The following is a 21,369-nucleotide window of genomic DNA, read 5'->3' on the forward strand; positions in this document are numbered from 1 at the left end:
GCGATGACACCGGTCCTCGAAGTCAAAAACCTTTCCACCCATTTCATGACTCGCCGCGGGATCTTGAAGGCCGTCGACGACGTGAGCTTCACGGTCGGTGAGCGCGAGATCGTCGGGCTGGTCGGCGAATCCGGCTCCGGCAAGTCGATCACCGGGTTTTCGATTCTCGGCCTCGTCGATCCGCCTGGGCGGGTGGTCAGCGGCCAGATCCTGTTCAACGGCGATGACCTCCTGAAGATGTCGCCGGGCGCCATGCGGACGATCCGGGGCAAGCGCATCGCGATGATCTTCCAGGACCCGATGATGACGCTGAACCCGGTTCTCTCGGTCGCTACCCAGATGATCGAAACGGTGCAGGCGCATGACAGGGTTTCCCGCACGGAAGCCCGCGCCCGGGCTCGCGATGCACTCGGCCTCGTCGGCATTCCTTCGCCGGAGGAGCGGCTGGATTCCTATCCGCACCAGTTTTCCGGCGGCATGCGCCAGCGCGTAGCGATCGCGATCGCACTCCTGCACCGGCCGGATCTGATCATCGCCGACGAACCAACGACGGCGCTCGACGTGACGATCCAGTCGCAGATCCTGTTCGAGATCAAGCGGCTGGCCGCCGAATTCGGCATGGCGCTGATCTGGATCAGCCACGATCTCGGCGTCGTGGCAGCGCTCGCGGACCGGATCATGGTCATGTATGCGGGCCGCATCGTCGAGGCAGGGCAGGTCGATGGGGTGCTCACCGCGCCGCGCCATCCCTATACGTCCGGCCTGCTCAGCGCCGTGCCTGCGGCGGTGCCGCGCGGCGAACCGCTTCGGCCGATCCCCGGTTTCGCGCCCTCGCCGCTGTCGCGCCCTTCCGGCTGCGCCTTCCGCGACCGCTGCGCCCGGGCCACCGATATCTGCGCCACTGAGCCAATACAGTCGATCGCCGCCGACCGCGAGTTCCGCTGTTTCCACCCTCACCTCTGGAGCGCCGCATGACGAACCCGCTCATGGAAGCCGTGCCCCTCGTGGAAGCCGTGGATGTCAGCCGGCGGTTTTCCCGCAAGCTCGACTATGCGGAAAAGATCGCCAATCTCTTCGGAGCCGGCCTCGAGGAGAAAACCGTACATGCGGTCGACGAGGTCAATCTCGCGGTCTATCCGGGCGAGGTGGTCGGCCTCGTCGGCGAATCGGGCTGCGGGAAGTCGACGCTCGGCCGGGTGATGGCCGGCATCATGCCCGCGAGCGGCGGCGAGGTACGCTGGAAGGGGCGGCCGCTGACTTCGCTGCAGGGCGATGAAAAGCGCGCCATGCGGCTTTCGGCCCAGATGATCTTCCAGGACCCGATGTCGACGCTCAATCCGCGCAAGCGAGTACTCGATATCATCGGCGAGGCACCCAAGGTGCACGGCATCGTCAAGGGCCGCGAGATGCGGGACTATGTTGCCGCGCTCGCCGAACGCGTCGGCCTCGATGCCTCTTATCTCGACCGATACCCGCACCAGTTCTCCGGCGGTCAGAGGCAGCGCATCGGCATTGCCCGCGCCTTGGCTGTGAAGCCGAAACTGCTGGTCTGCGACGAATCCGTCGCTGCCCTCGACGTGTCGATCCAGGCGCAGATCCTCAACCTGTTCATGGACCTGAGACAGGAATTCGGGCTGACCTATCTGTTCATCAGCCACGATCTCGGCGTTGTGAAGCATATCTGCGATCGGGTGGTGGTCATGTATCTCGGCCGCGTGGTGGAAAGCGCCACGCCGGACGAGCTCTTCGACAATCCGAAACATCCCTATACCCAGGCGCTGATCCGCGAACTGCCGTCCGTCACCGATCGCCGCCGGGTGTTCACGCCGATCAAGGGCGAGATCCCCTCGCCGCTCCATCCACCGGCGGGATGCCATTTCCATCCCCGCTGTCCCAAGGCTTTCGACCGCTGCCGCGTGGAACGGCCGGTCTTGAAGGAAAACGCGGCCAAGGTCGCTGGTCGTCATGTCAGCGCCTGCCACCTCAACGATCTTGCCGCCCATCAGGCAACAAATGCGACGGCCGAACCGGCCATCTAAAAAGGAAGGGAACAGACATAATGAAACCGATGAAATTTCTCCTGGCCGGGGTTGCGGCCTCGGTCATCGCGATGAGCTCGGCTCAGGCCGCCGACCTGATACTCGGCAGCGCCACCGAACCGTCGGCAATCGATCCGCAGTTTTCGCGCACCGGCAACAACCAGAACATCGCCATGCAGGTCTTCGACCGCCTGGTGCAGACCGACCCGGCAATCAATGTCGAGCCGGCGCTTGCCGTCTCCTGGACAAATGTCGACCCGCTGACCTGGCAGATCAAACTGCGCGACGGCGTCAAGTTCCACGACGGCAACCCGCTGACATCTGAGGACGTGATCTTCTCGCTCGCCCGCGCCAAGGACATCCCCAACAGCCCGGCGCCGTTCTCCGGCAATGTCGGGGCGATCGACAGCATGAAGGCGATCGACAAGCTGACCGTCGAAATCAAGACCAAGAAGCCGACGCCCGATTTCATCGAACAGGTCGGCTTCGTCTACATCGTCGAAAAGAAGGTCGCGGAAGGCGCTTCGATCGAGGACTTCAACAGCGGCAAGGCGGCGATCGGCACCGGCGCCTACAAGTTTAAGTCCTGGACGCCGGGCGACAACCTGCAGCTCACCCGCAACGATGCCTTCTGGGGCAAGAAACAGGATTTCGACAACGTCACCATCAAGTTCATCTCGAACGACGCCTCGCGCGTCGCGGCCCTCCGCTCCGGCTCGGTCGATCTGATCGACGCCGTGCCGCCAGGCGACGTGAAGACGCTCCAGGGGATCTCCGGCCTCAAGGTCTTTTCGATCGCCTCCGCCCGCATGATCTACCTCGCGCTCGACAGTGCCCGCGACAAGTCTCCCTTCGTCACCGACAAGGAAGGCAAGCCGCTCGACAAGAACCCGCTGAAGGACGTCAAGGTTCGCCAGGCGCTCTCCGAGCTGGTCAACCGACAGCTGATCATCGACCGGATTCTCGACGGTTCGGCGGAAGCGGCCGGCCAGTTGGTGCCGAACGGCGTTGCCGGCAATGATCCGTCGATCGCGGCACCCGCCATGAACGCCGAGAACGCCAAGAAGCTGCTGGCGGAAGCCGGCTACAAGGACGGTTTCGGCATCACCATCCACACCTCCAACGACCGCTTCCCGGGCGATGCGGAAGTGGCGCAGGCGCTCGGCCAGATGTTCGCGCGCGGCGGCCTGAAAGTGAACGGCGTCGTCGCCCAGCCCTATAACGTCTACACCAAGGGCGCCGGGGCCGGCGAGTTCTCAGCCTTCATCTTCTCGCTCGGCAACTCTACGCCGACCTCCGCCACGGGTCTTCGCAACCTGCTGATGACAGCCAACAAGGATGCGGGCACCGGCTCGTTCAACCGGACGAAATATTCGAACCCGGCCTTCGACGACGCGATGCGTGCCGCCACCGCCGAATTCGACGTCAAGAAGCGCGTGGAACTGTTGCAGAAGGCGACCAAGCTGGTCTTTTCCGACATTCCAGTCATCCCGCTCTACTGGCAGAAGGTTCACTGGGCCGGCAAGGCGAACCTCTCCTATGTCGCCAACATGACGGAAGACACCGCCGCGACGCTTGCCGGCATCGCCAAGTAAGTCTTTCCGCTCTCAACATTTTGCTGCGGCCCTCTCTCCTGGAGCCGCGGCATATCCCGGGCCGGCCTGACGTGTGGTGGGGCTGGCCCGGAATTGATTTGCAAATTCGAGGATATGGACATGGATACTCTGACGCCATCGCGCTTCGAGGTGATTGCCGACGACGTGGTCGTCGAACGGGATGTGATGGTGACGATGCGCGACGGCGTGAGGCTGGCGACCGACGTCTACCGGCCGGCCAAGGACGGCAAGGCGATCGAAGGCCGGCTTCCGGCGATCATGGAACGCACGCCCTACGGCAAGGCGGAGCGCTCACGTTCCGAGATCGAAGTGGGCATGGCGGAGCCGATGAAGCGCCATGAGGTGGCCAGTTATTTCGTCCGGGCGGGATATGCCGTGATCTACCAGGATTGCCGCGGCCGCCACAATTCCGAGGGCGAATTCAGCAAATACATTTCGGAAGCCGCCGACGGTTACGATACCGCCCACTGGCTGGTGGAACAGGCCTGGTCGAACGGCCAGTTCGGGACGATGGGCCTTTCCTATGCGGCCCATACTCAAGCGGCGCTCGCCTGCCTCAACCCGCCGGGGCTGGCCTGCATGGTGATGGATTCGGGCGGGTTCTCGAACGCCTATCAGTGCGGCATCCGCCAGGGCGGCGCATTCGAGCTGAAGCAGGCGACCTGGGCCTACAACCAGGCGATCGGCGAGGGCAACGAGTTTGCCCGTGCGGCGATCGAAGCGGAGGACCTTCACGCATGGTTCAACGTCATGCCCTGGAGCGAAGGCAATTCTCCGGTGCGCTGGATGCCGGAATATGAAAGCTACCTGCTCGACCAGTGGCGCAGCGGCACGTTCGACGAAAGCTGGCGCCGGGTCGGGCTTTACATGGAGGGTTTCTACGAGACTTTTCCGGAAGTGCCTGTCGTGCTGATGTCGAGCTGGTACGACGCCTATGTGAAATCGACGCTCGACAATTATCGCGGACTTTCTGGCAAGGACAGCCGGCCGCTGCAGCTGATCATGGGGCCTTGGCTGCACGGCAACCGCAATGCGACGCTTGCCGGCGACACCTCTTTCGGACCGGCCGCGCCGCTTGGCGGCAATGTGATGGAAAGCTGGCTATCCTTCCGCCGCAACTGGTTCGACCACTGGCTGAAGGGCAAGGACAACACGGTTGCGCAGGAGCCGGTGGTTCGGGCCTTCGTGATGGGTGGCGGGTCGGGCACGCGCAACGCGGACGGCCGGCTGGATCACGGCGGGCACTGGATCGAGGCGGCCGACTGGCCGCTGCCGGGAACGGAATTCCGAAATTACTATATCCATGAAAACGGCGCGCTTTCGACCGACAGGCCGACGGCCGAGGCTTCCCCCTTCACCTACGATTTCGACCCGAAGAACCCGGTGCCGACCATCGGCGGATCGCTGACGAGCGGCCAGCCGATCTTCGAAGGCGGCGGCTTCGACCAACGCGAGGGCGACAAATTCTACGGCTCGAAACATCCGGGCCTGCCGCTTTCGGCGCGTGCCGACGTGCTCTCCTTCGAGACCGAACCGCTCGCCGAAGATGTCGCCGTGGTCGGGCCGATCACGGTCGAACTTTATGTCTCGTCGGATGCGCCGGACACGGACTTCACCGCGAAACTCGTCGATGTCTATCCGCCGAGCAAGGATTACCCCACCGGCTACGCGCTCAACATCACCGACGGGATCATCCGCTGCCGCTATCGCAACTCGTTCGAAAAGCCGGAGCCGATCGTCAAGGGCGAGGTGTTCAAGGTGACGATCGAGCCGTTCGCGACCGCCAACCTGTTCGCCAAGGGCCATCGCATCCGGGTTGATATCTCATCATCCAATTTCCCGAAGTACGATATAAATCCAAATAGCTATGCGCCGGAGGGCCGGGGACGCACAAGCCAAGTGGCCCGCAACACGGTTTTCTGCGATGGTATGCGTGCATCTGCCATCCGCCTGCCGATCGTCGGTAGAGTGGCAATGGCGGCGCTGAAGCCCATCGCGAAATGAACGAGGCCATGCTCACCGTCGCCGTTACCGGCCAAATCCTGATCCACGGCCCCCTCGACCTCCATGGCGAGGGGCAGGCCGAGGTCCAGGATTTCCTCGAGGCGGATGTGGTCTTCGGCAATCTCGAGGCGACGGTGGAGACGGCAGGGGCATGGCCCACCAAGACGAAGACGCTGCATCTGGCTTCCCCGGATGCGCTGGTTTCCATTCGGGAACTCGGTTTTCACGCGGTAACGCATGCCAACAACCATGCCTTCGATCTCGGCCCGCCGGGCATCGCCTCGACGCGCGCCGCGGTGGAAATGGCCGGGCTGAAGCTCGCAGGCAGCGGCTTGGATATCGAGCAGGCCGCCGCGCCGGTCATCGTGCCTGGACCTGAGCAATCACTGGCCATCTTCTCCGTCGATCTCGGGCCGCAGCCGGACATCAACTATGCCTCGACCGAGCGCGGCGGCATTGCGCCGTTGCGGGTGAAGCGGACGGTGAGCGTGCCGGCCGAAGAATTCGAGACGCTGAAGAGGATCGTCGAGACCCTCGGCGACGACAAACGCGGCGCGGCACGTGCCGCCGTGGGTTATGATGTGGGCGAACGCCCAGAACTGGAAGTCTTCGGCACGCCCGTCGCTGCCGGCGACGCCATTGGTGCACGCTGGACGGCGAACGAGGTGGACATGCAGCGGCTCGTCGACGGCATCGATGCCGCAAAGGCGATAGGGGATCTGGTGGCGGTGGCGCTCCACGGCCATCACTGGGATTCGAACTGGAAAACGACGCCCGACTGGCTGCTCGATCTCTGTCGCGGCCTGATCGACTGCGGCGCGGACCTGGTGCTTGGTACCGGCGCGCCGGTCATGCAGCCGCTCATCCTTTATCGCGGGCGGGTGATCATCGCCGGTCTCGGCAATTTCGTCTTCCACACCGGGCGGCCGGCGACCTATGACGAAAAGCATGTCGATGTCTGGCGCAGTGCCGCGATCCGCTTGACGCTTGCCGATGATGGTAGGTGCAAAAGGCTTGAATTGCTGCCGATTTCGGTTGGCAGGCCCGTGGACCACGACCTGCCTTTGGGGCCGGTTCCGCTGCAGGGCTCCGATGCGGACGATATCAGGGAAAGAGCTTTCGCCGGGCTTTCCGCGGCGGACAGGCAGGTCGTTTTTTGATCAGCCGAGCTTGCCGGTGAAAATGTAACCGACGCCGCGAACAGCCTTGATGAGCTGGGGATGTTTGGCATCCGCCTCAATCTTGCGGCGCAGCCGGACAATCTGGGCATCGATCGTGCGGTCGAAGGCGTCAAGCTGCCGTCCCCTCGTCGCATCCATCAGGAAATCGCGTGTCAGTACCCGCCCCGCATGCTGCACGAAGGCCGCCAGCATGTCGAATTCGCCTGTCGTCAGTTCGACTTCGCCATCTTCGACAGACAGCAGCTGGCGCCTGGAAAGGTTGAGCGTCCATCCTTCGAAACGGACGATCTTTTCCTCGTTCACCTCCTGTTTCGGCTGAGCCGGCTGGCGCCGCCGGAGGATCGATTTCAGCCGCGCATGCACTTCACGCAGGTGAAACGGCTTGGCGATGTAATCATCCGCGCCGATCTCGATGCCGATAATCCGGTCGACCACGTCGTCGCGGCCGGTCAGCATCATGATCGGAATGTCCGATTGCATCCGGATTTCACGCGCAAGATCAAAACCGTCCTGGCCGCCGGGCAACGACAGGTCGAGAAGGATGATGTCGATCTCCTGCCGCTTCAGCTGAGCGCGCATCTCCTGCCCGTCGGATACCGCGCTGACGGCATATCCTTCGCCCTCAAAATACCGTGTCAGCATCTGGCGGATTCGAGGGTCGTCGTCGACGACGAGGATGTTGGCGGAGCTGGCGGGGGATGACATCAACAGGAAACCGGCGTGTTACAGATTGTTACCAATTAAAACCGTCTTTCACACGGCTAGCATTCGCGCGTTACCGGGATTCGGTCAACTGCCTCAACCAAACGGATAGGGGCAGTTTCATGTTTCTCACGGATTATGCGAAGACCTTCAACGCGGCAGCAGCAAGACCGCTCGACGAACCGGATTGTCTCCATTCGCTGTTCGCCAAGCAGCCTGTGGAATATCTGTCGGCCGGCCAGGCCCTGTTTTTCGAGGGCGACGAGGCCAGGCATATCTTCGAGGTGATGGAGGGGACGCTGCGCGTTTTCCGGATCATTTCGGACGGACGTCGGGTCATCACCGGGTTTCTGCATGCCGGCGATATGATCGGCGTGTCGTTCCGGGACAATTATATCTACACCGCGGAGGCCATCACGACGGCAAAGGTCCGCCGGCTGGCGCGCCGGCAATTCGAGACTGCCGTCATCAACTCCGAGAGCCTGAGGCCGAAGGTTTTTGCCCGCGTCTGCGACGAAATGGCCGCAGCCCAGGACCAGATGGTGCTCCTGTCGAGCAAAAGCGCGGAAGAGCGGCTCTGCACCTTCCTTCTGAGATACCTGAAACGCGCGATGGCCGAACGCAATCCGCAGCCGGTCGTCGAACTCTCCATGAGCCGCCAGGACATGGCCGACTATCTCGGGCTGACGATCGAGACCGTTTCGCGTACTATCACCAGGCTTATCGGCAAAGGCGTGCTGAATGTTCTGGACCCGGGCGCCCGTCATTCCATAAGAATCGAACGACCGGGGATGCTTGCGCAGCTCGCCGGAGACGACGATGACTGTGGGGACATGCGGCGCGACCTGATCGCTCTCGGCGAGCGACGGCGCCATTAGACGGATTGGACATGATCGGCAAGACAGGACCCGGGGCCACGACGGAAAGCCAACTCGATGCCGTCACTCTTCTTCTCGACGATGCCAACCTCATTGTCCACGGCGTGGACGGCATCATCAGCCGCTGGACCAGCGGCTGCGAGCAGCTTTACGGCTGGCGTCGGGAGGAGGCTCTCGGAAGGGTCGTCCACGAGCTGCTGGCGACGCAGTTTCCCGAGCCGCTCGATGAGATTCGCCGTCACGTCCAGACCTATCATACCTGGCAGGGAGAGGTCGTCCATCGCCACAGGCACGGTCACCCCGTCGTCGTGGCGAGCCGCTGGGTGGCCGTCAATCCGTCGAGCGACGGACCTTCGATCATCATCCAAACGAACAACGATATTACCGAGATGAAAAGGGTGCAGAACGATCTTGCCGAACGCGAAGCGCATCTGCGCTCCATTCTGGATACGGTTCCGGAATCGATGATCGTCATCGACGAAGTCGGCTGCATTTCCTCCTTCAGCACCGCGGCCGAACAGCTGTTCGGCTACTCGTCCGACGAAGTCTGCGGGCAGAATGTGAAGATGCTGATGCCATCGCCCGACCGCGAAGCCCATGACGGATATATCTCGCGCTACCTCACCACCGGCGAACGCCGGATCATCGGCTACGGCCGCGTCGTGACCGGGCAGCGCAAGGACAAGAGCACGTTTCCGATGGAGCTTTCGGTCGGCGAGGCCGTCACCAACGGAAAACGCATTTTTACCGGCTTCGTCCGCGACCTCACCAGCCGTCACAAGATCGAAGAAGAACTTCGCCAGGCCCAGAAGATGGAGGCGATCGGCCAGCTGACCGGCGGCCTGGCGCACGATTTCAACAATCTTCTCACCGTCATCAGCGGCAATCTGGAGATGATCGAGAACAAGGTCGCGGATGCAGGCCTGCTGGAACTGCTGCATGAAGCCCAGGGCGCCGCGGAAGACGGCGCCAAACTGACAGGCCAGCTTTTGGCCTTCGGACGGCGCCAGCCGCTCAACCCGAAGCTCGCGGATGTCGGCAATCTTGTCTCCGGCTTCTCGGAGCTTCTGCGGCGAACCCTCGGCGAAACGATTGAGCTTCGCACCACCGTGACCGGCGTTTCCAACGAAGCACTGGTCGATGCATCGCAGCTCCAGAACGCGCTTCTCAACCTGACGCTCAATGCCCGGGACGCGATGCCGCGTGGCGGCAAGCTGACGATCGAGATCTCCCGCGTCAGGCTGGATGTCGACTATGCGCAGATGTATCCCGATGTCCGCACCGGCGAATTCGTGCTGATCTCCGTCACCGACACGGGCATCGGCATGTCTCCCGACGTCAAGGACAAGGCCTTCGAGCCCTTCTTCACCACCAAGGGCCTGGGTGCCGGAACAGGCCTCGGCCTCAGCATGGTCTACGGTTTCGCCAAGCAGTCCGGGGGGCATATCCAGCTATACAGCGAACCGGGACAGGGCACGAGCGTGCGGATTTTCCTGCCGGTGGCGCACAAGACGCAGGCTACGGGTCCGCTTGCCGTCGAGGCCGGCCCGAAACAGGCCTCCATTCCCGGCGGCACCGAAAAGATCCTCGTCGTCGAGGACGACCCGCGGGTCCGGCGCATTGCCGTGTCCCGGCTGACGCAACTCGGCTACGGCGTCATCGAGGCCTCGAACGGCCAGGAGGCGCTGGACCAGCTCGGCCAGCACGATGGCATCCACCTTCTTTTCACCGATATCGTGATGCCAGGCGGAATGACGGGCGACGAACTGGCGGCCGAAGTGCGCGCCAGACGGCCCGGCATGAAGGTATTGTTCACCTCCGGCTATGCGGAACCTGCCATTGCCGGGCGCGAGCTCGCCCAATCCGGTAGCTGGCTAAAGAAGCCGTATACCGCAAGGGAGCTCGCGGTGCGGCTCCGGGAGCTGCTGGACTGAGCAGGGTTTCAAAAGGGCTGCATCTGCGGCCCTTTTTTTGACAATCGTCCGAGAAATGCCTGAGTGGCTGGCGGCACCCGCATCGGGGCCTGCGCTTGTCCAAGATTCCTGGTTCATTCCGGCGGATCGTCCCGAAGCACGCGCCAGGAGGCGCCTTCGAGGTCGTCGTACTGGCCGCTCTTCAGCGACCACAGAAAGGCGAAGAGGCCGAGACCGCCGAGGAACAGCGCAATCGGGATGAGATAGATCAGCATGTTCATGCGACGCGGGCCTCACCGGGAGGGATTTTTGCTTGGCCGTGGCTCTCCGCCGCCCCGGCCTCGACGGCGCTTCGCGATCCGCTGAGCCGGAGCGCGTTGGCGACGACGATGATCGACGACGTGGACATGGCAACGGCGGCAATCAGCGGCGTCGCATAACCAGCAAGCGCGATCGGCACGGCGATGACATTGTAGCCGATGGCGAGCGCGAAATTCTCGCGGATCAACCGGCCGGCGCGGCGCGAAATATCGATCGCCAGCGGCACCGCTTCGAGGCTGTCGCGCATGAACACGAAGTCGGCGGCCTGACGGCCGACGTCCGCCGCTGTCGCCGGCGCGATCGAGACATGGGCTGCGGCGAGCGCCGGCGCGTCGTTGATGCCGTCACCGACCATCAGCACCTTGCGGCCGCTTGCCTCGAGCGAGGTGCAGAACTCCGCCTTCTGTTTCGGCGAAAGCTCCGCCTGCCAATGTTCGAGATTGAGGCGGATGGCGAGATCGGCAACCACCCGGCGCCGGTCGCCCGACAGGATACCCGTCTCGAAACCGCTTGCCGCGAGGGATGCCGTAGCGGTCAGGGCGCCGGGGCGGAGCGAATCATCGAACCGGAAGGTGGCGATTTCCTTGGCGTCGAGCGAGAGAACCGTCTCGGTCACGCTATTGCCCGGGCTTCCGTCGTCCGGCACTGACAGAGCGAAGCGGCGGTTGCCGAGACGGTAGACGCCTGCCGGCGTCGCCGCTTCGAGGCCCCGGCCCGGGATTTCGGTGACCGTCTCGAAGACCGCAACCGGGCCGGATACCGCCATCGCGAGCGCCTGGGAGAGAGGGTGACGTGAATGGGCGGCGAGGCCGGCGGCCAAAGCGAGCTGCTTCCTGTCGAACCGCTCGACATCCAGCAGCCGGGGACGGCCCAGGGTCAGCGTGCCGGTCTTGTCAAAGAGCACCGTGTCGATTTCGGCGAGCCGCTCCATGGCCGAACCGTCCTTGACCATGATGCCGTTCCGGAACAGCCGGCCGGCCGCGACCACCTGCACCACCGGAACGGCCAGGCCGAGCGCACAGGGGCAGGTGATGATCAGCACGGCGATTGCCACCAGCATCGCATGTTTCCAGTCACCGCCGATGAAACCCCAGGCGAGAAAGGCGGCGAGCGCCAGAAAATGGACGGCCGGAGAATAATATTGCGCCGCGCGGTCGGCGATCCGGCGATAGCGCGCCCGTCCACCCTCTGCCGCCTCCATCAGCGAAATGACTTCGGACAGGAAGGAATCCTTCGCCGCAGCGGTTGCCTTCAGTACCAGCGAACCGGTGAGGTTGAGCGTTCCTGCCTGTATCATGTCTCCGGCACGGACCGACCTCGGCGCGCTTTCGCCGTTGACGATCGAGACATCAATATCGCTTGCGCCGCTCTCGACGAGCCCATCGACCGGCACCCGCTCACCGGCCGCAATCGCCACCCGGTCGCTCGGCCGTATTTCGTCCACCGGGCGATAGTCGCGCGACCCGTCCGCACCGATAATTGTGGCGCCGCGGGGCGATAGGCGGGCAAGACCGCTGATCGCGGCCCGCGCCCGGTCGCGCATGACATGGTCGAGCGTCCGGCCGATCAGCAGGAAGAACAACAGCGACACCGTCGCGTCGAACCAGGCATGTTCGCCATGATGCATGGTTTCCCAGAGCGACACCGCATAGGAAAGCGTGATGGCGAGCGCGATCGGCACGTCCATGTTGGTGCGGCGGCGGCTGAGCGCGTTCCAGGCCGACTGATAGAAGAAACGGCCGCCATAGATCAGCGCCGGCGCGGCGATCAGCGCCGATATCCAATGGAACATGTCGCGTGTCGAGGCATCGGCGCCTGACCAGACCGAGACCGAGAGCAGCATGATGTTTGCCGCCGCGAAGCCGCAGAGCGCGACGGCGCGGATGAGGTCGCGCTGCAGCTTCTCGCCGACCTCCTCGGCATTCGAGAAAAGATGCGCATCGTAGCCGGTGGCGGCGACGATCGCCCTGACTAGATCGACCGGGTCCGTGTCGACATCTCCGGCCTTTTCCCGCCAGACGATCGAAACGCGTTTGGTGGAGAGATTGACCCGTGCCCGCTCTACCGACGGCAGCGCGTTGAGTGCCTTTTCGATCGTCGCGATGCAGGTGCCGCAATGGACCTGCGGAACGCTGAGATCGGTCTGACGCAGCCCCGGCGAAATTGTCCGGCTGGACAGCGTCAGCTCCTCGGAGGACGGCAGCGAATGGTCCGAATAGCCTCCGGCTCCGGGCGCGCAGCAGCTCATTCCGCCCTCCTCGAAACCGAGATGCGTTCGGCCTGATGCAGGATGCGCTTGCCGTTCCGGATGGCGCTCGCATCGACGATCCAGTGGCCGGGCAGGATTTCATGGGTGGCTACGAATGTCCCCTGGCCAACGGGAACGAGGTCGAGTTCGAAATCCTGATGTTCGCCGACCGGCCGCTTGAATTTCAGGGTCAGCGCATCAACCGCCACCGGTCCGTTCTTCGGGTGAAAGACCTCATAGCGGACATCAGAGCCGTTGACGGTGATGCGGCCGGTGACGCCGGTCGCCGTCAGCGTCCGCGCCTCTGCCGCCTTGCCATTGAACTGCTGGCTGGCGACATAGGTGTTTTCCGCCACCAGTCCGCTCCAGCTGGTGACCGCGTTATAGGCCATGTAGAAATTGACCGAGATGATGGTGCCGAAAAAGAGCACCAGTACGCCGACCATGTGCCAGCCGGTGAAGACGAAGGATTTTGCAGGGATCGCGTTCATTTTCGTCGGGCTCATTTTCTGGCTCCCGGGGTGTTGAAGACGGCTGAATAGCTGTCCTTTTCGTGGCTCGACCGGTCCTCGGCGATGAAGTGGAAATCGACGGCCTCGGAGGAAACGGCATCCTTGGGAAGGGTCACGAAGACCTTCAAGGCAAGCGTCTTGTCGGGCTCCACCTGCACCGCGAAGAGGCGGCCCGGTACGTCCGTGACGCCGGATATCTTCATCGTCGCTTCTGGCAGACCTTCCATCGAGACCATGATCGTGCGCGGCTCCGGGATCATGTTGAGCAGCCGGATCGTGTAGCCGTTGCGGATGGAACCGTCCGATTCCAGCACAAATTGCGGATTGCGATCATGGAGCACGTTGACCTCCAGCCGGTCGCGCGACAGGAGCGCGAAGACGAGGCCGAAACCGACGGCCGACCAGACGCCGAAATAGATCAGCGTGCGGAGCCTGAAGATCACCCTCCAGTCGAAGTGGCGGACCTTGTCGATGAAGGAGCTGTCCGGATTGCGCACCCGTGCCGGTTCGATCGCCGTAGTGCCGCCGTTTGTCGCGAGCGCCATGTTCGTCTCGTATTCGTCGAGCGTCGCGTAGGCGATAAGGCCGCGCGGCTTGCCGATCTTGTCCATCACGCCGTCGCAGGCATCGATACAGAGCGCGCAGGTGATGCAGGCCATCTGCTGGCCTTCGCGGATGTCGATGCCCATGGGACAGACCGCCACGCAGGCATTGCAATCGACGCAATCGCCGATGGGCTGTCCGGCCGCCGCCGCCTTCTTGGCATGGCGGCTGCGCGGTTCGCCGCGCCAGTCGTTGTAGGTGACGACCAGCGAACTCTCGTCCAGCATGGCGGCCTGGATGCGCGGCCAGGGGCACATGTAGATGCAGACCTGCTCGCGCAGCAGTCCGCCGAGGACATAGGTGGTGGCCGTCAGGGTGGCGACGGTGGAATAGGCGACCAGCGCCGCCTGGCCGGTGACGAAATCGAAGGCGAGCGAGGGCGCGTCGGCGAAATAGAAGATCCAGGCGCCGCCGGTCGCCACCGCGATGGCCAGCCAGGTGGCGTGTTTGGCGACGCGCTTCCAGAGCTTGTCGAGGCTCCAGGGCGCAGCATCGAGCTTGATGCGGGCATTGCGGTCGCCCTCGAAGAAGCGCTCGACGACAAGGAAGAGATCGACCCACACCGTCTGCGGACAGGCATAACCGCACCAGGCGCGACCGACGGCCGAAGTCACGAGGAAAAGACCGAAACCCGCCATGACCAGAAGCCCGGCGACGTAGAAGAATTCCTGCGGCCAGATCTCGATGAAGAAGAAATAGAAACGGCGGCTGGCAAGATCGACGAGCACCGCCTGATCGGGAGCAAAGGGGCCACGGTCCCAGCGGATCCAGGGGGTGAGGTAATAGATGCCGAGGGTTATCAGCATCACCAGCCATTTGAAGCGACGGAAGCGCCCTTCGGCCCTTTTGGGGAATATCTTCTTGCGCTTCTCGTAAAGCGGCCTGCCCGGCGAATGCACGGGCTGGACATCGATGCGCTCAACGGAAGCGTCGCTGGGGCCAAGCGCGGGAGACGTGTAGAGATTCATGGGACCAGTTCCTTTGGTCCATGTTTTCTCATCCCGGCGACGGTCACTCCTTGACACAAGTCAATCGAACCGGTGTGACAAAACGGCCGCCTGCTGATGACGCACAGGCGGCCGCTCGTCAGATCGAGTGGATTGCGGTTTTTCTCACTCCCCGCCGCCGAGCGAGTGAATGTAGACGGCGAGCTGCTTGACGGCGACGTCTCCGAGGCGGGCTTCCCAGGCCGGCATGACGCCGTGTTTCGGGGCCTGGATCTGCCTGGCAATCTCCGCCTCGCCCCGAGCTTTCAGCCAGATCGCGTCGGCAAGGCTCGGCCCACCAAGGTCGCGGTTGCCCTCGGCCTTCTCGCCATGACACGAGACACAATTGTCGGTGAAAAGCTGCTTTCCGGGCTCGACCATCGCTGGATCGCGCGGGGTTCCAGTGAGGCTCACCACGTAGGCGGCGACCTGGCGCACCTCGTCCGGCTTCAGCACATCCCTAAAGGCCGGCATTTCCGAAATGCGGGTCTCGCCGTCGGCGGGATCGCGGATGCCATGGGCGATCGTCTGATAAAGGGCGTTGACATCGCCGCCCCACAGCCAATCGTTGTCGTTGAGATTGGGGTAACCCTGCCCGCCGGCGGCACCCGTGCCGTGGCACGGGGTGCAGTTGACGCGGAAGGCGGCCGCGCCCCCTGCGATTGCGAACTGGCTAAGATGGGGGTCGGCGACAATCTCTTCCATCGACGAACTGGAGATTTTCTCCAGGATCCCGCCTTGGGCGATCTTGGCACCATCGAGATCTGCCGCAAGCTCGGCACGGCTCGAATATCCGAGCAGGCCTTTCGTCGCGTCGGTCAGGAGCGGAATGGAAGGGTAGGCGATCGCATAACCGACCGACCACAGGATGCAGGCATAGAAGGTCCAGAGCCACCAGCGCGGCAGCGGATTGTTGAGCTCGCGAATGCCGTCCCACTCGTGGCCGGTGGTCTCAACGCCGCTCAATTGGTCGATATGTTTTTCCGCCATATGTTTTTCTGGCATGTTCAATCCTCCTTCAGAGGGATCCGCGCGGCCTCGTCTGCAGAGGCTTTCGCGCCGGGGCGCAAGGTGAAGACGAGAACGCCGAGGAAGAACAGGGTCATGGCAAGCAGACCCCAGCTATCGGCGAAGTGGCGCATGGCCGTGTAGAATTCCATGAGCTTGTTCCTTCAGCGGTAGCCGGCAGCGTCGTCATAAGTGGAGAAATCGACCAGCGTGCCGAGCATCTGCAGATAGGCGACCAGCGCATCCATCTCCGTGAGGCTCTGGGCATTGCCGTCGAAATCGCCGACCTTGGCCTTGGGATAGCGGGCGAGCAGGCCGGACGTGTCGGCGTTCGGATCGGCCTGGGCCGAAAGGTCCGCCTTGGCGCTCGCTATCATTTCGTCCGAATAGGGGACGCCGACCGTGCGGTTCGCCTTCAGCTCCATGGAAACGTCGGTGATCTTGAGCGGCGTCTCCTTGAGGAAGGCGTAGCTCGGCATCACCGATTCCGGCACGACGTCGCGTGGTTCGATCAGGTGCTGGACGTGCCATTCGTTCGAGTAGCGGTCGCCGACGCGGGCGAGATCGGGGCCCGTGCGCTTCGATCCCCACTGGAACGGATGGTCGTACATGGATTCGGCCGCCAAGCTGTAGTGACCGTAGCGCTCCACCTCGTCGCGGAAGGGGCGGATCATCTGGCTATGGCAGACATAACAGCCTTCGCGGATGTAGATGTCGCGCCCGGCAAGCTCGAGCGGGGAATAGGGCCGCATGCCTTCCACCTTCTCGATGGTGTTTTCGAGATAGAAGAGCGGCGCGATTTCGACGATGCCGCCGATCGAGACGACGAGCAGCGAGCCGACCAGGAGCAGGGTCGCGTTGCGTTCGATGTAGTGATGTTTGTCGAGAATGGACATGGATATCCCTCCTTATTCGGCCGGCTGGAGAGCGGCGGGGGAAGCACCGCCCCGAACCCGCTCCTGCCGCTGGTAACCGAGGATGGTCATGGTGACGTTGAAGGCCATGATGAGCCCGCCGACGAGGTACATGGCACCGCCCACCGCACGCAGCAGGTAGTAGGGGAACATGGCCGCGACCGTTTCGGCGAAGGAATAGACCAGGAAGCCCTGGTTGTCGTATTCGCGCCACATCAGGCCCTGCTGCACGCCGGCGACCCACATGACGGCGGCGTAGACGACGATGCCGAGAGTGGCGAGCCAGAAGTGCCAGTTGACGAGGTCGAGACTGTAGAGGCGCTCGCGGTTCCAGAGCTTGGGCGTCATGTAATAGACCGCGCCGAAGGTGATCATGCCGACCCAGCCGAGCGCGCCGGAATGCACGTGGCCGATCGTCCAGTCGGTATAGTGGCTGAGCGAGTTGACCGCCTTGATCGACATCATCGGGCCTTCGAAAGTCGACATGCCGTAGAAGGCGATGGCGATGATCATCATGCGGACGATCGGATCGGTGCGGATCTTGTCCCAGGCGCCCGAGAGCGTCATCAGACCGTTGATCATGCCACCCCAGGAGGGCATCCAGAGCATGATGGAGAAGACCATGCCGAGCGTCTGGGCCCAGTCAGGCAGCGCCGTATAGTGCAGGTGATGCGGGCCGGCCCAGATATAGAGGAAGATCAGCGCCCAGAAGTGGATGATCGACAGCCGGTAGGAATAGACCGGGCGATTGACCTGCTTCGGCACGAAATAATACATCATGCCGAGGAAGCCTGCGGTCAGGAAGAAACCGACGGCGTTATGCCCGTACCACCACTGGGTCAGCGCATCCTGGACGCCCGAGAAGGCCGAGTAGCTCTTCACGCCGAGGAAGGAGACCGGAACCGCCAGGTTGTTCACCACGTGCAGCATGGCGATGGTCACGATGAAGGCGAGATAGAACCAGTTCGCCACATAGATATGCGGCTCCTTGCGCTTCAGGATCGTACCGAGGAAAACGGCGAGATAGGCGACCCAGACGACGGTCAGGAAAAGGTCCACATACCATTCCGGCTCGGCATATTCGCGCGACTGCGTGATGCCGAGCAGATAGCCGGTCGCCGCCATGACGATGAAAAGCTGATAACCCCAGAACACGAACCAGGCGAGGTTGCCGCCGAAAAGGCGGGCACGACAGGTGCGCTGGACCACATACAAGGATGTGGCGATCAACGCATTGCCGCCGAAGGCGAAGACGACGCCCGACGTGTGCAGCGGCCGCAGGCGGCCGAAATTGAACCAGGGCTCGATGTTCAGGTCCGGAAAGGCAAGCTGGAGGGCGATGACGACGCCGACGAGGAAGCCGACGACGCCCCAGAAGACCGTGGCGACGGTGCCGTATTTGACGACCTCGTCGAAATATTCGGATTTTAACGGCAGGCTTATCGCGGACGACTGCGGCGCGAAGGAAATCCTGCCCATCAAGACGACCGTGCTGATCAGCAGCACGAAGAACAAGATCCACATGTGGGCTGCGAACAGGCTGTCATGGGCGTAAGCGGCCGCGAGCAACGCCAGGAAGGTGCCGATCGCGAGCCAGAGTGTTTCTGAGACGTAATTCATGGTCTTTGGCCTCACAGCGCAAATACGCTGCCGGTTGAAGGATTGTGACCATGATGTGCTGACATACGGGCCGCTTCGGGGGTTTGACCTGCGTCAACGCCCCCGGCAAACGGCCGGTTTGTATTCTATTTCGGGTTCAGTTTTCCGGAGCGAGGATGCAGCACTGCTCCGGCAGCGGCGTGAGCACCGCCCGGGCGCCGGCATCCAACGGGTCGGAAAGCGGGCCGTTGGCGGTGATTTCGCCCGCGGCCGTTTCGCATTTGTATTGGTAGGCTCGACCGAGATAGGTACGCGTCCCGAGGACTGCCGGGATGCCTTCGCCCTCGCGGCGGACCGCAAGCCCGTCAGCGCGGCAAGCCAGGACGAAATCGTCCTTGATCGGCCCGAACAGATCCTGGGAAAGGTGAAGCCGCGTGCCGCCGGTCGCCTCGGCGGTGATGATTGCCGACTGGCGCTCGACGACCTTCATGCGGATCAGGTTCTCGAAGCCCACGAAGCGGGCAACGAAGGCGTTGGCCGGCTTCTGATAGAGCACCTCAGGCGTATCGAGCTGCAGGATGCGGCCGGCATTCATGATCGCGACGCGGTCGGAAATCGAAAACGCTTCTTCCTGATCGTGGGTGACGTAGAGTGATGTGGTGCCGTTGGCGCGCTGCAACTGGCGGATCTCGACGCGCATGTCGATCCTGAGCTTGGCATCGAGGTTGGAGAGCGGCTCGTCGAACATCAGGAGCGGCGGCTCGATGACGAGAGCGCGGGCGAGCGCGACGCGTTGTTTCTGGCCGCCGGACAGCGCTGCCGGCAGGCGGTCGGCGAGCGGCGCAAGGCCGACACGTTCCAGCATCGCCATCGCCCGCTTCGTGCGGTCCGGCTTGGCGAGGCCACGCTGTCTCAGGCCGAACGCGACATTGTCGAGCACGCTCAGGTGCGGGAAAAGCGCATAACTCTGAAAGACGAGACCGATATTGCGGGCATGGGCGGGCAGCGTCGTCAGATCGCGGTCGCCGAGGCGAATCCGGCCGCTGGTCGGCTGCAGGAAGCCCGCCACCAGGCGCAGCGTCGTCGTCTTGCCGCAGCCGCTGGAGCCGAGCAGCGAGACGAGTTCGCCTGCTGCGACGGAGATCGACAGGTCTTTCAGAACCTGGGTGGTTCCGTAGTGAGCCGAGAGGTTTTCGATGGTGAGGGATACGGTCACGGGAACCTACTTGGTGAGGAATGTGAGGCCGAGCGTCGCTTCGACGATCGCCATAACGCCGACGGTTACCAGCATCAGAAGTACGGAGACGGAAGCGATCGTCGGGTCGAAGAACTGCTCCATATGCGCAAGAATCTGGATCGGCAGCGTCGAAATGCCGGGCCCGGTCAGGAAGACCGAGACCGAGACGTCGTTGATGGAGGTAATGAAGGCGAGGATGAAGGCGGCGATGACCCCGGCACGGATGTTCGGCAGCACCACGGTCATGAAGGTCTTGAGCGGCGGGCAGCCGAGGCTCCGCGCTGCTTCCTCGATAGAGAAATCGAAAGAGGCGAGGCTGGCGCCGACGACGCGCACCGAATACGGCAGGATCAGCAGCGCATGCCCGACGACGAGGCTGATGAAGACCGGCAGGCCGAGGCCTATCGTGATCGACTTCAGAAGCGCGAAGCCGAAGACGATTTCCGGCACCAGAATCGGCAGCACGAACAGCGTCGAGAGCCAGCGGGGCAGCTCGACCCGATAGCGATTGAGCGCGTAAGCGGCCGGAATGCCGATCAACAGAGACAGGCCGGTGCCGAGAAGCGCCACCTGCAGGCTGGTGATCGCCGTGCGGCGGAAGGCCTCCATCTGGAAGATGTTGGCGAACCAGCGCAGCGTCAACCCCTGCGGCGGGAAGGTGAGGAATGTCGTGTCGCTGAGGGCCGAGCCGACGATGATCACCAGCGGCGCGAGCAGGAAGAAGAAGACGAGAATGGCGAAAGCGCCGAGAAGGGGGTGAATACGCGTCGCCATCAGACCGCCATCGGGTTGAGCCGGCGTGCCATGCGGCTCATGATCAGCACGACGCCGATAGTTATGACCACCATGATGGCGGCGATCGTCGAGGCGCCGACCCAGTCGAAGGTCACCATGGCGCGCTGGTAGAGGAAGGTGCCCATCATCATCTGCTTTTCGCCGCCGAGGAGCTGGGGTGTTGCATAGGAGGTGAAACTGCCGGTAAAGACCAGCACCGCGCCGACGATGAGGCCGGGGGCTGCAAGCGGCAGGATGACCTGCAGGAAGGTCGGGATCGGCCTTGCGCCGAGCGAGGCGGCCGCCTCGATCAGGTCACGCGGGATTCCCTCGAGCACCCCGACCAGCGTCAGGATCATCAGCGGCACAAAGAGATAAACCATCGCGACGATGACGGAACCTTGGGTGTAGAGCATCGACAGGGGCTCACCGATCAACCCGACCGACATCAGGGCATTGTTGATGATGCCGTTCTTGCCGAGGATGATCAGCCAGGCGAAGGAGCGGACGACGACGCCGGTCAGCAACGGAAAGACCGCAGCGACGATCATGATGCTCTTCAGGCGTCCCGGCATCTGGGCGATGACATATGCGGTGATGAAGCCGACCACGAGCGCGATGCCCGTGGTGATCAGGGCGACCTGAAGGGTTCGATAGAGGACGGCCATGCGGAAGCCGCTCTTGAAGAAGGCCGTATAGGTGGAAAACGGACCGGCCGCCTCGCCGAACGTGGTGGCGATCGTCAGCACGACGGGGATGACCAGAAGCAGGACGACGGTGATTGTCGCGGGCATCGTCAAACCCCATCTGGCAAGCTTGTTCATCGACAGTCTT

Annotated in this window: 19 protein-coding genes; 7 read left to right on the plus strand and 12 right to left on the minus strand. The window is 63.0% G+C overall.

Annotated features, from left to right (window positions below; all coding sequences use genetic code 11):
- The first annotated feature begins 3 nt into the window (after nt 1-3).
- The 5 genes from C5L10_RS06170 to C5L10_RS06190 all read left to right on the plus strand — a co-directional run bounded on the left by C5L10_RS06170 (nt 4) and on the right by C5L10_RS06190 (nt 6,819).
- The gene (locus C5L10_RS06170; RefSeq protein ID WP_105428913.1) at nt 4-975 is read left to right on the plus strand and encodes an ABC transporter ATP-binding protein; all 972 of its coding nucleotides are present in this window, start codon (nt 4-6) and stop codon (nt 973-975) included.
- Complete coding sequence (locus C5L10_RS06175; protein ID WP_105428914.1) at nt 972-2,039, plus strand: ABC transporter ATP-binding protein; 1,068 nt, start codon at nt 972-974, stop codon at nt 2,037-2,039. Before C5L10_RS06170 ends, C5L10_RS06175 begins: the two co-directional genes overlap by 4 nt.
- A gap of 20 nt (nt 2,040-2,059) precedes the next feature.
- A complete protein-coding gene (locus C5L10_RS06180) occupies nt 2,060-3,634 on the plus strand; it encodes an ABC transporter substrate-binding protein (protein WP_105428915.1) in 1,575 nt (524 codons plus the stop codon).
- A 120-nt stretch (nt 3,635-3,754) separates the two neighbouring features.
- Nucleotides 3,755-5,659: a CocE/NonD family hydrolase gene (locus C5L10_RS06185; RefSeq protein WP_245447928.1), complete on the plus strand. Its 1,905-nt coding sequence runs from the start codon at nt 3,755-3,757 to the stop codon at nt 5,657-5,659.
- Nucleotides 5,656-6,819, plus strand: a complete 1,164-nt coding sequence (locus C5L10_RS06190) for a CapA family protein (RefSeq protein WP_105428916.1) — start codon at nt 5,656-5,658, stop codon at nt 6,817-6,819. The genes C5L10_RS06185 and C5L10_RS06190 overlap by 4 nt, the downstream gene beginning before the upstream one ends.
- Here the strand turns inward: C5L10_RS06190 and C5L10_RS06195 are convergent, their stop codons facing one another.
- The gene (locus C5L10_RS06195) at nt 6,820-7,545 is read right to left on the minus strand and encodes a response regulator (RefSeq protein WP_105428917.1); all 726 of its coding nucleotides are present in this window, start codon (nt 7,543-7,545) and stop codon (nt 6,820-6,822) included.
- 119 nt (nt 7,546-7,664) lie between these two features.
- Here C5L10_RS06195 and C5L10_RS06200 point away from each other — a divergent pair, with 119 nt between their 5' ends.
- The gene (locus tag C5L10_RS06200; RefSeq protein WP_105428918.1) at nt 7,665-8,420 is read left to right on the plus strand and encodes a helix-turn-helix domain-containing protein; all 756 of its coding nucleotides are present in this window, start codon (nt 7,665-7,667) and stop codon (nt 8,418-8,420) included.
- A gap of 11 nt (nt 8,421-8,431) precedes the next feature.
- Nucleotides 8,432-10,354 carry a PAS domain-containing sensor histidine kinase gene (locus tag C5L10_RS06205; protein ID WP_105428919.1) on the plus strand — a complete coding sequence of 641 codons (1,923 nt, stop codon included), beginning with the start codon at nt 8,432-8,434 and terminating at the stop codon, nt 10,352-10,354.
- 113 nt (nt 10,355-10,467) lie between these two features.
- On the opposite strand, the gene ccoS is transcribed toward C5L10_RS06205, so the two are convergent.
- From ccoS to C5L10_RS06260, 11 genes are all read right to left on the minus strand, one after another.
- Nucleotides 10,468-10,614, minus strand: a complete 147-nt coding sequence (gene ccoS, locus C5L10_RS06210) for a cbb3-type cytochrome oxidase assembly protein CcoS (RefSeq protein ID WP_046633456.1) — start codon at nt 10,612-10,614, stop codon at nt 10,468-10,470.
- Complete coding sequence (locus C5L10_RS06215; RefSeq protein ID WP_105428920.1) at nt 10,611-12,902, minus strand: cation-translocating P-type ATPase; 2,292 nt, start codon at nt 12,900-12,902, stop codon at nt 10,611-10,613. Before C5L10_RS06215 ends, ccoS begins: the two co-directional genes overlap by 4 nt.
- Nucleotides 12,899-13,408: a FixH family protein gene (locus C5L10_RS06220; RefSeq protein WP_245447929.1), complete on the minus strand. Its 510-nt coding sequence runs from the start codon at nt 13,406-13,408 to the stop codon at nt 12,899-12,901. Before C5L10_RS06220 ends, C5L10_RS06215 begins: the two co-directional genes overlap by 4 nt.
- Nucleotides 13,405-14,985 carry a cytochrome c oxidase accessory protein CcoG gene (gene ccoG / locus C5L10_RS06225; protein ID WP_105428921.1) on the minus strand — a complete coding sequence of 527 codons (1,581 nt, stop codon included), beginning with the start codon at nt 14,983-14,985 and terminating at the stop codon, nt 13,405-13,407. The genes C5L10_RS06220 and ccoG overlap by 4 nt, the downstream gene beginning before the upstream one ends.
- Nucleotides 14,986-15,129: 144 nt before the next feature.
- On the minus strand, nt 15,130-15,993 hold the full coding sequence (ccoP, locus tag C5L10_RS06230; protein WP_105428974.1) for a cytochrome-c oxidase, cbb3-type subunit III: 864 nt from the start codon (nt 15,991-15,993) through the stop codon (nt 15,130-15,132).
- Nucleotides 15,994-16,010: 17 nt separating this feature from the next.
- Complete coding sequence (locus C5L10_RS06235) at nt 16,011-16,163, minus strand: CcoQ/FixQ family Cbb3-type cytochrome c oxidase assembly chaperone (RefSeq protein ID WP_007762698.1); 153 nt, start codon at nt 16,161-16,163, stop codon at nt 16,011-16,013.
- Nucleotides 16,164-16,175: 12 nt separating this feature from the next.
- The gene (gene ccoO, locus C5L10_RS06240; protein ID WP_105428922.1) at nt 16,176-16,907 is read right to left on the minus strand and encodes a cytochrome-c oxidase, cbb3-type subunit II; all 732 of its coding nucleotides are present in this window, start codon (nt 16,905-16,907) and stop codon (nt 16,176-16,178) included.
- A 12-nt stretch (nt 16,908-16,919) separates the two neighbouring features.
- Entirely contained in the window at nt 16,920-18,545 is a 1,626-nt protein-coding gene (ccoN, locus tag C5L10_RS06245; protein ID WP_105428923.1) for a cytochrome-c oxidase, cbb3-type subunit I, read from the minus strand.
- A gap of 136 nt (nt 18,546-18,681) precedes the next feature.
- Nucleotides 18,682-19,740, minus strand: a complete 1,059-nt coding sequence (locus C5L10_RS06250; protein ID WP_105428924.1) for an ABC transporter ATP-binding protein — start codon at nt 19,738-19,740, stop codon at nt 18,682-18,684.
- Nucleotides 19,741-19,746: 6 nt separating this feature from the next.
- Complete coding sequence (locus C5L10_RS06255) at nt 19,747-20,538, minus strand: ABC transporter permease (protein WP_037086550.1); 792 nt, start codon at nt 20,536-20,538, stop codon at nt 19,747-19,749.
- Nucleotides 20,535-21,359 (minus strand): ABC transporter permease, encoded by an 825-nt coding sequence (locus tag C5L10_RS06260; protein WP_105428925.1) that lies wholly within the window; start codon nt 21,357-21,359, stop codon nt 20,535-20,537. Before C5L10_RS06260 ends, C5L10_RS06255 begins: the two co-directional genes overlap by 4 nt.
- Between the last annotated feature and the right edge of the window lie 10 nt (nt 21,360-21,369).

The sequence above is a fragment of the Neorhizobium sp. T6_25 genome, from assembly GCF_002968555.1.
Taxonomy (GTDB): domain Bacteria; phylum Pseudomonadota; class Alphaproteobacteria; order Rhizobiales; family Rhizobiaceae; genus Neorhizobium.